The organism is Synechococcus sp. H55.10 (genome assembly GCF_047502715.1).
In the GTDB taxonomy this organism is placed as follows: Bacteria; Cyanobacteriota; Cyanobacteriia; order Thermostichales; family Thermostichaceae; genus Thermostichus.
Genome location: NZ_JANSJJ010000080.1, coordinates 22,610 through 35,618, shown reverse-complemented (window position 1 = coordinate 35,618; position 13,009 = coordinate 22,610). Strand labels below are relative to the sequence as shown.

Annotated in this window: 10 protein-coding genes; 2 read left to right on the top strand and 8 right to left on the bottom strand. The window is 60.9% G+C overall.

The features are described from left to right. Window positions 1–29: 29 nt before the first annotated feature. The gene (locus NW858_RS06045; protein ID WP_414336167.1) at window positions 30–692 is read right to left on the bottom strand and encodes a DUF3386 domain-containing protein; all 663 of its coding nucleotides are present in this window, start codon (window positions 690–692) and stop codon (window positions 30–32) included. A gap of 322 nt (window positions 693–1,014) precedes the next feature. Here NW858_RS06045 and mutL point away from each other — a divergent pair, with 322 nt between their 5' ends. Continuing rightward, window positions 1,015–2,745, top strand: a complete 1,731-nt coding sequence (gene mutL, locus NW858_RS06040; RefSeq protein WP_414520114.1) for a DNA mismatch repair endonuclease MutL — start codon at window positions 1,015–1,017, stop codon at window positions 2,743–2,745. Between the two features lie 28 nt (window positions 2,746–2,773). Further along, window positions 2,774–3,631, top strand: a complete 858-nt coding sequence (locus tag NW858_RS06035) for a vitamin K epoxide reductase family protein (RefSeq protein WP_414368861.1) — start codon at window positions 2,774–2,776, stop codon at window positions 3,629–3,631. Here NW858_RS06035 and NW858_RS06030 read toward each other — a convergent pair. The 7 genes from NW858_RS06030 to NW858_RS06000 form a co-directional block, all read right to left on the bottom strand. Then, complete coding sequence (locus NW858_RS06030) at window positions 3,601–4,719, bottom strand: diguanylate cyclase (RefSeq protein WP_414520113.1); 1,119 nt, start codon at window positions 4,717–4,719, stop codon at window positions 3,601–3,603. The two genes, NW858_RS06035 and NW858_RS06030, sit on opposite strands and share 31 nt — an antisense overlap. Window positions 4,720–4,772: 53 nt before the next feature. Further along, entirely contained in the window at window positions 4,773–5,660 is an 888-nt protein-coding gene (btpA, locus tag NW858_RS06025; protein WP_414335318.1) for a photosystem I biogenesis protein BtpA, read from the bottom strand. Between the two features lie 31 nt (window positions 5,661–5,691). Further along, window positions 5,692–6,825: a quinone-dependent dihydroorotate dehydrogenase gene (locus tag NW858_RS06020; RefSeq protein WP_414520112.1), complete on the bottom strand. Its 1,134-nt coding sequence runs from the start codon at window positions 6,823–6,825 to the stop codon at window positions 5,692–5,694. A 111-nt stretch (window positions 6,826–6,936) separates the two neighbouring features. Next, window positions 6,937–8,238: an O-antigen ligase family protein gene (locus NW858_RS06015; RefSeq protein ID WP_414520111.1), complete on the bottom strand. Its 1,302-nt coding sequence runs from the start codon at window positions 8,236–8,238 to the stop codon at window positions 6,937–6,939. Then, entirely contained in the window at window positions 8,235–8,618 is a 384-nt protein-coding gene (locus NW858_RS06010; RefSeq protein ID WP_414335312.1) for a 2Fe-2S iron-sulfur cluster-binding protein, read from the bottom strand. The genes NW858_RS06015 and NW858_RS06010 overlap by 4 nt, the downstream gene beginning before the upstream one ends. Window positions 8,619–8,703: 85 nt before the next feature. After that, window positions 8,704–11,211 (bottom strand): sigma 54-interacting transcriptional regulator, encoded by a 2,508-nt coding sequence (locus NW858_RS06005; protein WP_414520110.1) that lies wholly within the window; start codon window positions 11,209–11,211, stop codon window positions 8,704–8,706. Window positions 11,212–11,315: 104 nt separating this feature from the next. After that, the gene (locus NW858_RS06000) at window positions 11,316–12,920 is read right to left on the bottom strand and encodes a DUF6930 domain-containing protein (protein WP_414520109.1); all 1,605 of its coding nucleotides are present in this window, start codon (window positions 12,918–12,920) and stop codon (window positions 11,316–11,318) included. Between the last annotated feature and the right edge of the window lie 89 nt (window positions 12,921–13,009).

Below are 13,009 nucleotides of genomic sequence, written 5' to 3'. Positions count from 1 at the left end.
AGCCGCAAAGAGAAAACTTATTTTCCCAGCTATTCGAAAAATCGAATATTTGAGAAGAGGAAAAGCTGAGGCGATGCACTTTTTTTGCCATCCTGCTCTTCCCAAATTCTTCTCTCAACTAGAATCCAATACCGACCTATTTTTTGATAACGATCTTCATAGATCATCTTTGCTTGAGTTTTTTCTTCGGTTCCTGGGCTACAATACTCAGCAGTGTAGTGAGTGGGTAGGTAGCCCTCACCTGTATCGTAAAACTCTTGAACTGAGACTGTAATTGTCCGATTGGCAAGATGGCGATGCACCCTTTGAATGTGCTTGCCCTGAACCCAGTACCTATCGGTAGAAGATAAGCCCGAAACAAGAACTTCAGTGATGTCTGAATTTTGTGGCTCTCCATAGACAAAGGTGTGGCCACCGTGTTCTTCGTCGAAGGAATGACGAACGCGATGCACCATGATTTCCCACATCTGTTCCCTTATTTTCTGGCGGATCTCCTCGTCCTCGACGCCGGCAACATCAATCTTCATGTTGCAGTCAATACTCACAACTCCTGAGAAGGAGAGGCTGCTGTCACCTTCTTTGGGAAAGTAGGCTATCTCAGCTCGGTAGCCAGGAAAGTCCTCATCCCAGGTGTAGCGATTCTCAAAGGCCTCTCTAAACAGCTCTTGGGCCGGAGCTTGCTGTGCTGCCATAATCTCCTCCTTAATGAGAAATTTTATTATTTAAATCCTAGTAGAGGCTGATGACTGGGCTTGGGATTTTAAGGTTTCCTTTAACTGTCCACCCACTCAGCAAAATCCCATCTCTTTTTCTCGGAGCTCTTGGCGGTTGCCAACGGGTAGGGGGGCGGAACACCAATCCTTCCCTTTGCCTGAGAGGGCCCTTGAAGTTAATGAAAATTATTAGCAAGGCGCTGTCCACCGGCAACAGAGAGAGAGCTAAGCTAAAGCTCGACGCTGTTGGCCTTTCGGCGACAGGCTGGCAGGAAGAGGGTCTGCTTTCTCAACTCACTCCATGTCCAAAATCCAGCCCCTGAACCCAGAGCGGATCGCCCAAATGGCGGCGGGAGAGGTGATCGACTCGCTGGGGGCTGCTCTGCGGGAATTGCTGGAAAATGCCCTCGATGCTCAGGCCACCCGCATTCAGGTGGAGATTTGGCCCAGTCGCTGGCAGGTGCGGGTGGCCGATAATGGGCAAGGGATCCCAGGTTCGGAGCTGGAGCAGGTGGCTCGCCGCCACACCACCAGCAAGTTGGACGGTTGCAGCCTGGGATTTCGTGGGGAAGCGCTGCACAGCCTGGCCCGCTTGGGATCCTTGACCATTCAGACCCGCCATGCTGACGATGCCCACGGCTGGCTGGCCGCCTACGACCGCCAAGGGGAGCTGACCCACAGGCAACCAGCAGCCATGGCCTTGGGAACGGTGGTCACGGTGGCGGATTTGTTTGCCGACTGGCCTCTGCGCCGTCGAGGTGTGCCCCCTATTGCCCCGCTTCTAACCCTGGTGCAGAATGCGGCTTTGGCCCATCCTTGGGTCAGTTGGCAGGTGCATCGGGAGGGACAACTGCTGCTCAGCCTCTGGCCGGGAACATCTCTGCAAGATCTGCTGCTGCAGGTGTTGCCGCAGTTGGATCTTTCGGATCTGCGCTATCAGCGGATCCAGGAGGGGGATAGCGATTGGGAAGTGGTGCTGGGCCTACCGGATCGTCTGCATCGCCCCCGCCCCGATTGGATCCGCCTGGCCGTCAACGGGCGATTTGTGCAGATGCCAGACTGGCAACGGGTGATCCAGTCAGTCTTTCAGCACGCCTTGCCCCGCCACCGCCATCCTCTAGTGGTGGTACATCTGCGCCTGCCACCTGAGCAGGTGGACTGGAATCGCCATCCTGCCAAGAGTGAGCTCTATCTACGGGATCCGGAGATCCGACAGGAGCAGTTGCGCCAACACCTACACGCTCTTCTGCAATCGGGATCCGGGCAAGCCAGCCGCCGCTCTGTGCATCTCATCCGCGCCAGCGAGGCCAAGTCGATCTACAGGGTTTCCTCCCTGCAAAGTCCGGCTCTCCCCGCTGCCGGTTGCTCCCTGCCGCCTCTGAAGGCCCTGGCCCAACTGCACCGGATTTACATTTTGGCGGAACACCCTCAGGGGCTGTGGCTGGTGGAGCAGCACCTGGCCCACGAGCGGGTGCGCTACGAGTACATCCAACAGCATTGGCAGCCGGTGGAGCTGGAGACGCCGGTCATGCTGGAGGGATTATCCGCCCAAGCAATGGAGCAATTGGGTCTGGAGCTGGAGCCCTTTGGCCCCAACACCTATCTGGTGCGCCGCGTGCCTCTGGCCCTGTGGTCGGAAGACCCCAAGGAGATTCAGGGATCCCTGCGAGAATTGAGCCGCTGTGCTGACCTCGAATCAGCTCAAGTGGCGGTGGCCTGTCGCGGCGCCCTGCGCAACGGGATCCCTCTGACCCTGGAGCAGATGCAACAGTTGCTGGAGGCCTGGCAGCGCACCGCCAATCCCCACACCTGCCCTCATGGCCGGCCAGTGTATCTGGCTCTGGCCGAAAAAGATCTGGCCCGTTACTTTCGTCGCCGCTGGGGGATCTGCGACCGGCCCATCTCCGACTCCAAGCTGGAATCTTTTTGGGAGCTGGAGCCGCTGGGAGACAGGTTTGCTGCCCAAGTGCGGCGCTCGAGCAGCGCTTCTGCCTCGGAGCCCAGGGACGAGACCCGCTCCGCCCCACTATAATCGGGGATGTCCAACTGCTGACCCCCCCATGGCCTCTTATCTCAAACTCAAAGCCCAAGAAGAGACCTGGCTGCAGCGCCATGCCCGTCTGATCTTGGCGATCTTGGCCAGCCTGGGATCCCTGTTGACGGCCTACCTCACCTACACCAAGCTGACCGATCAGCCTGCCGCTTTCTGCACAGGGGATGGGGGGTGCGACCTGGTGCTCTCCAGCCGTTGGGCAGAGTTTTTGGGGATCCCGACGGCAACAGTTGGCCTGCTGGGCTTTTTGGGGGTCTTGGCGCTGGCGGTGCTGCCGGATGGGATCCCGCTGGTGAAGCGGTGGCGCTGGCCGGCCCTGTTTGGTCTGGTTTCCGCCATGACCGCCTTTGAAATGTACATGCTCTACCTGATGGTGGGGGTGCTGCGGCAATTTTGTCTGTATTGCACCACCGCCATAGTCTTGGTGGCCAGCCTGTGGGCGGTAACCCTGCTGGGCCACCGCTGGCTGGATGGGGGCAAGCTGGCCTTCAGCTACATTCTCGTGAGCTTTCTCACCTTGGTGACCACCATTGGGGTGTATGCCAACCAAGTTCCTCCCCCCAGCCCCCTGGCGGCAGGGTTGGCGGCCCACCTGCGGCAGATCGGCGGCACCATGTACGGGGCCTACTGGTGCCCCCATTGTCAGGAGCAGAAAGAGCTGTTTGGGTCGGCCTTTGCCCAAGTGCCCTACGTGGAGTGCTCCCCCAACGGTCCCGGTACGCCCCAAGCCCAGGCATGCACAGAAGCAGGGATCACCAGCTATCCCACCTGGATCATCAACGGCCGCACCTACGTGGGGCTGCGCTCGCTGGAAGCCTTGGCGGCAGCTTCCGGCTACCCTCTCGAGTCCGGCGGAGGACAGTAGTTCTCCAGGAGCGATGGCAGGAAGAGGCGTACACAGTTTCGCCCGGCTTGCTTGGCCTGGTAGAGGGCCTCGTCCGCTCGTTGGAGTGCAGCTTCTGGATCTAAGGGGTCATCTTCGCTGATAACGATCCCGCCAATGCTAATGGTGACAGGCAGGCTGCGTTTGGGCGAAACGTCAATTGGCCGGCTGGCGATGGCCCGGCGCAGAGACTCGGCGTAGCGGTGGCAGTGGGCGGGGTTGAGCCCAGGGGTGACGCAGACAAATTCTTCGCCGCCGTAGCGGTAGAGCAGGCTGGAGGGACGCAGTTGATTGTGCAGCCGCCCAACAAGGGCCTGCAACACGCAGTCGCCGATGAAGTGGCCGTAGGTGTCGTTGACCTGCTTGAAGTAATCCACATCCATCATCAGCAGGCAGAGATAGCGATAGCGGGCTTGCCCACGGGGCCCCACCTGCTTGAGTAAATGGGGCAACGCCTGGTCGAGAGCGCGGCGGTTCAAGGCTCCGGTCAAGGGATCCGTCAAAGACAGAGACTCCAACAGCTCGTTGCGGGCCCGCAGTTGCCGGTTGGCCTGGGCCAAAGCTCGGGTGAGCCGCTGCAGGCGCAGCCCCGCCCGTACCCGGGCCCGCAGCTCCTCAGCCTCGACCGGCTTAACGATAAACTCGTCCGCCCCTGCATCCAGCCCCTGCACCCGATCCTCAACTTCGGAGCGGGCGGTGAGCAAAAGGAAGTAGACAAACTGGCCGGCAGCGGAGTGCTTCAGACGGCGACAGAGCTCTACTCCAGACAAACCCGGCACGACCCAGTCGCAGATGATCAAATCCGGCCATTTGCTTTCATCCAGGGTCTGCAGGTGCTCCCAGGCCAACTGGCCGCTTTCCCAGCTTTCCACCCGGTAGTTGGAGCTTTTGAGGACTTCGCCGATGTAACGACCGTTCACCGGGTCATCGTCGATGACCCAAATGCAGGGAACCTGAGCCGGCACCTGGCTCCACGAAACTTCCTCCAAGGGCAAGGGCTCCGTCCCACCAACGGGAGCGGAAACCAAGCTGGGGGAAGGCTGCCAGCCTTCGAGTTCAGCCGACAACATGAGGAGAAACCCTGATACGACGAAGTAATGAATGACAATTCTATCCCCGAGGTCTAGCTGCAGCTAGAGCTGGGAGTGGCCAGGCAAGCCGGATTGGCGGGCTGTTCGCCCAGGCCAAGGTGCAATGCTTCCACAAACTGCCGCACCCGGATGGGGTCAATGAGGGGAAAGGGATCCGCACAGCGCACCGGCATGCCGGCGGAACGGGCCGGCCGTTTCAGAGAACTGGCCACAATCACGCCATCCGCGTGGCGGATGAGGGTGCCGATGTTTTCGGCGGTGGCCCCTGAGCCAATCAACAGGGGTACCTGAGGGGCAACCTGGCGGGCCAGCTCCAGCTCCTCCAGAAGGGGTGGCTTGCCGGTGGCCCAGCCGGAGAGAATGATGGCATCGGCCAGGCCGCGCTCCACCGTGTCGGCGATGGCTGCATCCAGACGGATGGGACTCAGGGGCTGAGCGTGTTTCACCAGCACATCGGCGAAAATCTTGATGTCGGCCCCCAACTCGCGGCGATAGCGCAGCAGGCGGTGGGCATTCCCCTCAATAATGCCTTGGTCGGTTATCATCGCCCCGCAGAGCACATTCACCCGGATAAACTGCGCTCCCACGCTGGCGGCGATGGCCAGAGCACTGTAGCCATCGTTGCGCAAGACGTTGATCCCGATGGGCAGGGAGACCAGCATTTTGATCCGCTGGACAACCACGGTCATGGCGCTCACCACCGCCGCGTCTACCCGCTCCTTGGCAAAAGGGGCATCGTAAAAGTTCTCGACGAGGATCCCGTCCACCCCGCCTGCCGCCAAGGCCGTGGCAGCCTGTTCTGCCTGAGCGATCACCCACTCCAAGTCCCCTCCCCAACGGGGGGAGGTGGGCAGCGGCAACAGATGAACCACCCCAATAACTGGATGGGGGGTCTTGAACAGGTGTTGCAGCAGGTTCACCGGCGAGCTTCCTCAGGGATCCCTAACGATCTTACGCCTGGATCTGACCCATGGCGGTATTCTGCGAGGGAAGTGTAACATCAGGGCGGGGCGGAGAAGAGCTGGCCAGGCCTCGGAGCAGTTGTGGCACCATACCCGGCCCTTCGTAAACCCAGCCGGTATAGACTTGCAGCAGGCTGGCTCCGGCTTCCAGCTTCTCCACAGCATCGGCCAAGGTGAAGATGCCCCCCACTCCGATGATGGGCAATTTTCCTTGGGTGGAGCAGTGGATGTAGCGAATGACTTGGGTGGAACGCTCCCGCAGGGGGGCACCGCTGATCCCGCCGGCTTCTGCCAGGATTGGCCTGGGTTCTGAGATGCCGTGGCCAGGTAGAAAACGGGTTTTCAGGTTGTCGCGGCGCAGCGTGGTGTTGGTGGCCACAATCCCGGCCAGTGCATAGGTTTGGGCCAGTTCCAGGAGGCTGTCGATTTCAGGCCAGTCCAAGTCGGGGGAGATCTTCACCAAAAGAGGTTTTCGCCCCTGATTTTCCTGCTGTAAGGCAGACAGGATGGGCTCCAGTTGCTCAGCAGCCTGCAGGGATCGCAGGCCTGGGGTGTTGGGGGAACTGACGTTGACCACGAAGTAGTCCCCCAGCTCCTGGAGTAGCCGGAAGCTGGCCAGGTAATCGGCAGCCGCTTCTTCTAGGGGGGTGATTTTGGCTTTGCCCAGGTTAATCCCGATGGGAATAGGACGCCGACGCAACCGGCGCAACCGTTCAGCCAGAGCCGCTGCCCCCTGGTTGTTAAAGCCCATACGATTGAGAGCGGCACGATCTTGGGGCAGTTGAAACAGGCGCGGTTTGGGGTTGCCCGGCTGCGGCCCAGGAGTGACGGTGCCCACCTCCACAAAGCCAAATCCCAAGCTGGGCCAGACGGCCAGAGCCAGGCCATCTTTGTCAAAGCCCGCAGCCAAGCCAAGGGGATTGGGAAAGGTGAGGCCCCATAGTGACACCGAGAGCCGGGGATCCCGGTAGCAAAACAGTCGCTCCAGAGCCGACAGGATCCCGGTGGCCTGGGTAGTGTCGATCCAATGGAGGGCACGCAACAGCCCCACCTTGACCGTTTCTGGATCGGCTCTCAGTCCAGAAAAAAGCAAAGGCCACACCACATCTCGGTACAGGTTCACCGCAAAGATCCCCTAAACTCCCCCTTGACTGTAGCTGGCTTCCGCGTTGCAAACCGTCGGCGTGATGGATTCTGGACTCATTGCCGGCCAAGGGATATTCCACGGCAGCATTCAGTAGTGGCTCCTCTGGGCTTGCTCTTTGCCGGCGACGGGGTCGTCTTGCTGCTCAAGGCCGGCTCCCCAAACGGCCCCCAAGAGCAACGTTATCAACAGGTGCACGCGGCCATCCAACATCACCACATCCAAAAGCCCTGAGACAAAAAACGCTGTCAAAGCCAGCAGCATCCCCAACAGGACACTTTCTTGAGAGCGCCGCCAGGCTTGCCACCCCCGCGCCAAAATCCAGCCCCACAGGATCAGATGGCCCAGCAGCAGCGGGATCCCGCCCTCAGCCGCCAGATGTAGGTACAAATTGTGGCAGTGGCCCAGCAGCTCCGGCGGATCCTGAGCATTGTAAAGAGCGGCAAAGCTCTGCCAGCCCCAGCCGGTCAAGGGTCGCTCCCGTGCCATCTGCAGGGCAAAATGCCAGGCATCCAAGCGGTTGGCGGTGGAACTAAAATAGAGGGCTTGAGGATCGAAGGTGTCTGCCAGACGGCTCCAAATCAATCGGGGCACAACGGCCCGCCAGCCCGGCCAATCCCAAGCGGCGGCCAAGCTGGCCAACCCCAAGCCGCTCAAGAGCCCGATTCCCCACCAACAGCGCCGCAGCGCCAACCCTATCACCAGCGCCAGCCCCCCCACTCCCCAGCCGTTGCGAGAGGCCGTCAGCAGCAGCAGCAGGGATCCCAGCCCCAGCATCGCCCCCAGCCCTGCTCTTCCCAGCCAGGATCGTCCCACCCCTTCCCACCCCAGCCCCGCCGCCAAGCAGAGATGGATCACCAAGTAAATGGCCAAGATATTGGGAGAGGTAAAAGCTGCCGCCGGTCGCTCGCCTCCGGCCACCCCCGTGATCCAAAGCGGCCCCAAAACGAGATGCCCCTGCCACCCCCACAGCACCTCTCCCCAGCCCAGAAGCAGCATCAGCCCGCTGCCCAGAACCAGCACCTGGGCCAAACGACGACGGCCCCCAGGAGAACCACAATCGGCCAGCACCGCTGCAAAGGCCGGCAGCATCAACAAAAAAGGCCAGTAGTTGAACATCCCCGGCAGGCTCAGCCGCCAATCCTCACCCACAAAGGCCACGCCCACCGCAGCCAAGCTCAGGAGAGCTGCCAGCCCAAATAGAGGATCGCGAAGGATCCTTTTACCGCAGCAGGTATAGCCCTGGATTGTCCCCACCAAAGCCAACAGCAAGCTGGGGGCCAAATTCACCGGGAGCAGCGCCGCCGCCCCCAGCAGCCAGCCCCGCGGCCGAGAGGGCAAGGGATGCGGCGGCAACTCTTGAGACCCAACCGGTGCAGAAAAAAACATCATTCATCCTCAAGGGGGATCCCCGGCCTGACCCGTCCCTGGCCGAAGTAGCGCCCAAATTGCAGCTCATACACCTCATCTTCATCTTGGGTTTCCACCCAGAGCTCCGAACGGGCATAGCCCACACACAGCAGCCCATACCCCTGCTCCTTCAGCTCGCGCGAGAGGCCCATCGCCTCCGGCTGGTACAGAGATCCCCGACGCACTCGCACCGCGCAGGTGGTACAGGCGCCGTTGCGGCAAGCGAAGGGCAGTTGGATCCCTTGGGCCTCGGCACTGGCCAAGATGTATTGATTCGCCGGTACCTGGATCAGATAGTGGGTGTCCCGTTGGCGGTCGTGGATGTGAACCGGGTAAGAGGGGACAGAAAAAGGAGAAGGCATGGAGAAAGTGGCCCCTTTCCTAGAGTAGGAGACTTCTTCATGATCCCACAGGATTTCCACAGCCCAAGGTCTGGGATCTCGACTATCAAATCCCCAGCACCTGCCACAAGCTCACCCCCAACCCCAGAGCGCCCAGATGGTAGGGCCACTGCAAGCTCTGGCGGGCAATTTTGCCCGTGAGGGCCCAAGAGAGAAGCACTGCCAGGATCAGCGTGGATCCCTGGAGAAACTGAACTACCGCCGGGTGCGCCTGCCACAGCACGGGAAGAGCAGATCCCGTCTGGGAAAAAGTTGCCCAGGTTACCGGCAGCACCTGCCCCGCCTCCGTTAAAAACAGGGGCCAGTAGAAAGCCAACGTTCCCCCCAAAACCAAGGGCAGATAGCCGTAGATCATCTCCGCAAAGGGTCGGGGTCGCGCCCCCCGGCCCAGCCGATGCCACAACCAAGCCAATCCCCAAGCTGCCAAAGGCACCAAGCTGGGAAACCCCAAAGCCAGCAAAGCGGCCCCCAGATGGGGCCAAAACTGCCGTAGATCCCAGCTCAGACCCCATTGGGCCATCTGTTCTGCCAACCGCGGCAGACAGTGTAGGTAGATGCCTCCCAGCAACAACAGCAGCAAAGCAATTTCGGCAGCGCGCGGCGTATGGGTAGTCCACAGCTCGATCCCAGGTGGGCGCAGGTTGAACTCCACCGAGCGATGGGGACAGGCTTTGAGGCAAGTCATACAAAGGACGCAATCTTTGTTGTCTTGCAGTTGCGCCGGATGGGAGTAGAGGGGACAGCCTCCCGTCGCCATGCCTTCCCCCTTCTCGGGCCCTCCTTTGTAGCACTGGTAGGTGGTGCATTCTGCCGAACAGGTGCCCTGCTGCGCCCGCAGCTCCGTCATCGAGAGCTTGGCGTAGAGGCCGTTCATGCCCCCAATCGGGCAGAGGTAGCGGCACCAAAACCGCCGCTCAAACACCAGTGAGCAGGCCACCGCTCCACCAGTAATCAGCAGCAGCAGCCACCCCGACAGGTAAGCCGTATTGGGCAGATCCCAGATCTCCTCCCACAGGAAAATCAACGCAAACCCGGCAAACAGCACCCAGCCGCCCCAGCGCTCCGCCGGCTGTCGCGGCCATTTCTGCAACTGCCGCGGCCAAAGCCATAACGACAGCCTCTGGATCAACTCCCCATAGATCATGAAAGGACAGACGGCACACCACACCCGTCCCAAGAAGGGAAACACCAGCAGCACCAGCGGCCACCACCAGGCCCAGAAAAGATTCAACCCCACATTGTGGGCCCGATCCTGAGGCCCCCAAAAGAGGAGAAACACCACCAGGGTATAGAGGGGCAACACCAGGCCGTAGTTGAGGCGATCCGGCCACCAAGGGCTGCGCAGCAGGCGACGCAAGCGGGGATAGACGTTGAGCAGGTTGAGGCGAAACCGCTTGCCCCGAGGCTGGGAAGCCCAAAACACCTCTTCCCCCAGCACGCTCGCCCCCGCGGCCTGCACTGCCGCCCGCTCGACCAGGCTGCGCAGCTCCCGCGAGTTGCCGGGAAAGTCGTAGCTCTGCAAGCGGCGCAGCGCCTCCGGCGAGAGCTTGGGCTTGGGGATCCCGCGCCGGCGGCTGTAGAGGCTGAGAAAATAGTCGGCCATGGCTTTGATATCGGCCTTGCGCACCCGCAGCGGCGGCACTTTGATGGCCATCGCCCAAGGGTCAAGGGCGGGGATGGGCCGTTCTGACACCATCAGCAGACGACAGCGACAGGGGCGCTCCTCTCCCGGCTCCCCTTCCCCCCGCTGCACAGGGGTGTAGGATCCCGTCTCCAGCAGGCGCAGCAACTTGGGCATCAGCTCGGCGGGCAGCTCGTGCAGGTTGTTCAACAGCAGCGTGCCCTCTCCCAGCCACTCCAGCAACCCCGGCTTGCCCCCCGTCCGCCCGAACAGATCCGCCCCACTGGCCTGCAGGGCGCTGCAATCCACCTTGATCATGGGCTGGCGCCGCCGCGGGGATCCAAAATGGATCAGGGCGGCGACGTTGTCTTTTTCCAGGCCCGGCTCCCCGAAGATCAACACCGGCTTGCCGCTCTGGGCTGCCTCTTTGATCTGCTGCCGCAGGCGCACCGCGTAGCGGCTGGAGCCGACGATCCCCCGCTCCACCTTCGGCACCAAGTAGGGGCGCAAAGCCACTTGCCGCTCCTGCTCATAGCTGAGGCGATCTTGAGCCTGGGCCAGCGCCTCGGCCAATTGCCCCGAGTGCTCTGCCAGCCAACGGCGCACCACCGCAGCCGGGATCCAACCCCGGATCCCGGCGGAAACGGCCACCAGATCCCGCCGCAGGGGCTGCTCCGCCAGGACTTCCCCCAGATGAGCCACCGCGCCAGGCAGCAGGTTGAGAACCTCCCCGGAATGGGGATCCCGCTCTTCCCAGCGTCCCTCCAGCAAAATCTGGATCCCAGCCGGCAGGGTTCCCGCCTCTGCCAAAACCTCTCCCTGGCCAAAGGGATGATCTTGCATTTGCTCTGCCAGAGGATACAAGCTCTCCGACGTCAGGCTTTGAAACAACGTCTGCGCTTTCAGCCAGCGGGCACGCTCAACAGGAGTCATCTGCAGTGCCTCTGTTGTCTTGGGATCCCTTAGCTGCATTATCTTGCCTCTTTTGAGCAGCTTCCAGCCTGTTGGGATCCTTAATTTGAACAACCCCTGGCCAGTCAAGGCAAATGCAACTGCCGGCCGATGCGCACCATCGGCCCCAGCCCCAATCCCGTCGGGTTGAGCGCCTGCATCTCAAATAGGGCCAGAATGTGGCGCACTTGCAGCTCTGGAGTCACAGAATTCACCCCCATCGCCACCACCAAGCCGCAATAGCCACCCGTCGCCCGGCACCACCGTTCCCAGCGCTTGCGGGCCATGGAGTGAACGGGATCATCTTCGGGAAACTCCCCGAACAGGTGCAGGTCGCGATTGCCCGTTTGCACAATTTCCAGGTCGTAGCGATCGCCATCGAAGGGATCTACCCCTGTGTTGAAACAAACGCCCTGGGGCCCGCCTTCTCCACGCAAATTCTCGATCAACTGCTTCGCTTTGGAGCGGGAAGTGCGCACGATCACCACCGGCAGCCCTTCTCCCCTTTGCACCAGCTTGCTTTGCGGGAGTGGATGCCACTGCCCCGTGCGACGCAGCATTTCCACCGTTGTCCACGGCAACACCCCCAGGCCCAGTTGGGCACCCTCAGGCACCAAATCATCCCGCAGCAGGGTTTGGGTGTGCTCCTCCTCCTCTTCGTCTCCTTCCAGCTCCAGAAGCTCTGCAGCCAAGTCTGGCAAGGTGCGCACTTGCACCGAGAGGGTTTCCCCTTCCGCCTGGGGGTTGGGAATGCGGTACCGACCCTGATAGGGTTGAAAGTCCTCTTCCAGCTTGCGGTGGTACTGCTTGAAGAAGCGATGCAAGGCTTCCAGGGCCACCGCCAAGACCGCCGCCTCATCCTCCTGCAAAGTCACGCGCAAGCCTTCCAGAGGGTGAATGGTGCCGAAGTTCGGCTCAATTTCATCGGGATCCAACTCTGCCAAGTCCAGGTCTGGCAGTTCGTTGAGCTCAGGATGGCGAGCTTGAAAGGTGAGATAGAGACAATCTTGCCTGAGGAAGGCCTCTTCCATCTCTTCGGGAGTATCCGGCTGCCCCGCATCCTGGCGAAACTGTTTGAGGGAAGGCAGCGAGCGATAAAAAAGCACCCCATACTCCATGCCCAATCGCCCCATCACCGAGACGTAAAGGGTTTGGATATCCCAGTGGTTGAGGTCGAGCGCTAAGATTTGGTGATCCTCTAGGTAATTCCAGGGAGCATCTCGCCAGAGGGTGAGGGCTCTGCCGGCCAGCAGCTCAGCATAGTTTTCTGGCAGCGGGGGAGGGATCCGCCCGTTGGCCTCTTGAAAGCTCTGCAGGATCTCGTCGATCAAGGGCAATGCCGGCTGGCATTCCACTTTGATGTCCAGCTCGTGCAGAATGCCGCGCAAGAAAAACTGCACCTCTCGATCCCGCACGACGATCTTTTGGGGACGAGCGGGCGAAGCAGCATGGGGCTGCTCCATAGCCATGATCAAGGTTCGCACCATCGGCTCAACACCCGAGCCAGCGGGCACCACTTCCATGGCCCGTACCACTCCCTGGATGCCATCCACCCACAGGATGCACTCCCCTTCCGTTTGCGATCCCAGGGGCGGCAATCCCAAGAGGGTGTGGCGATCCCCTTCCCACACCGAGGGCACCTGGGGCAACTTTTGCAATCGACGAATCGTGGCGGCTGGGAGACCGGACATAGACATCCAAGCAAGAATTCAGGAGAACAACCCAAGCGGCTGAGTGGATAGGCCCAACCAAGCAGGGATCCCGCTGCAGCCATCTAACC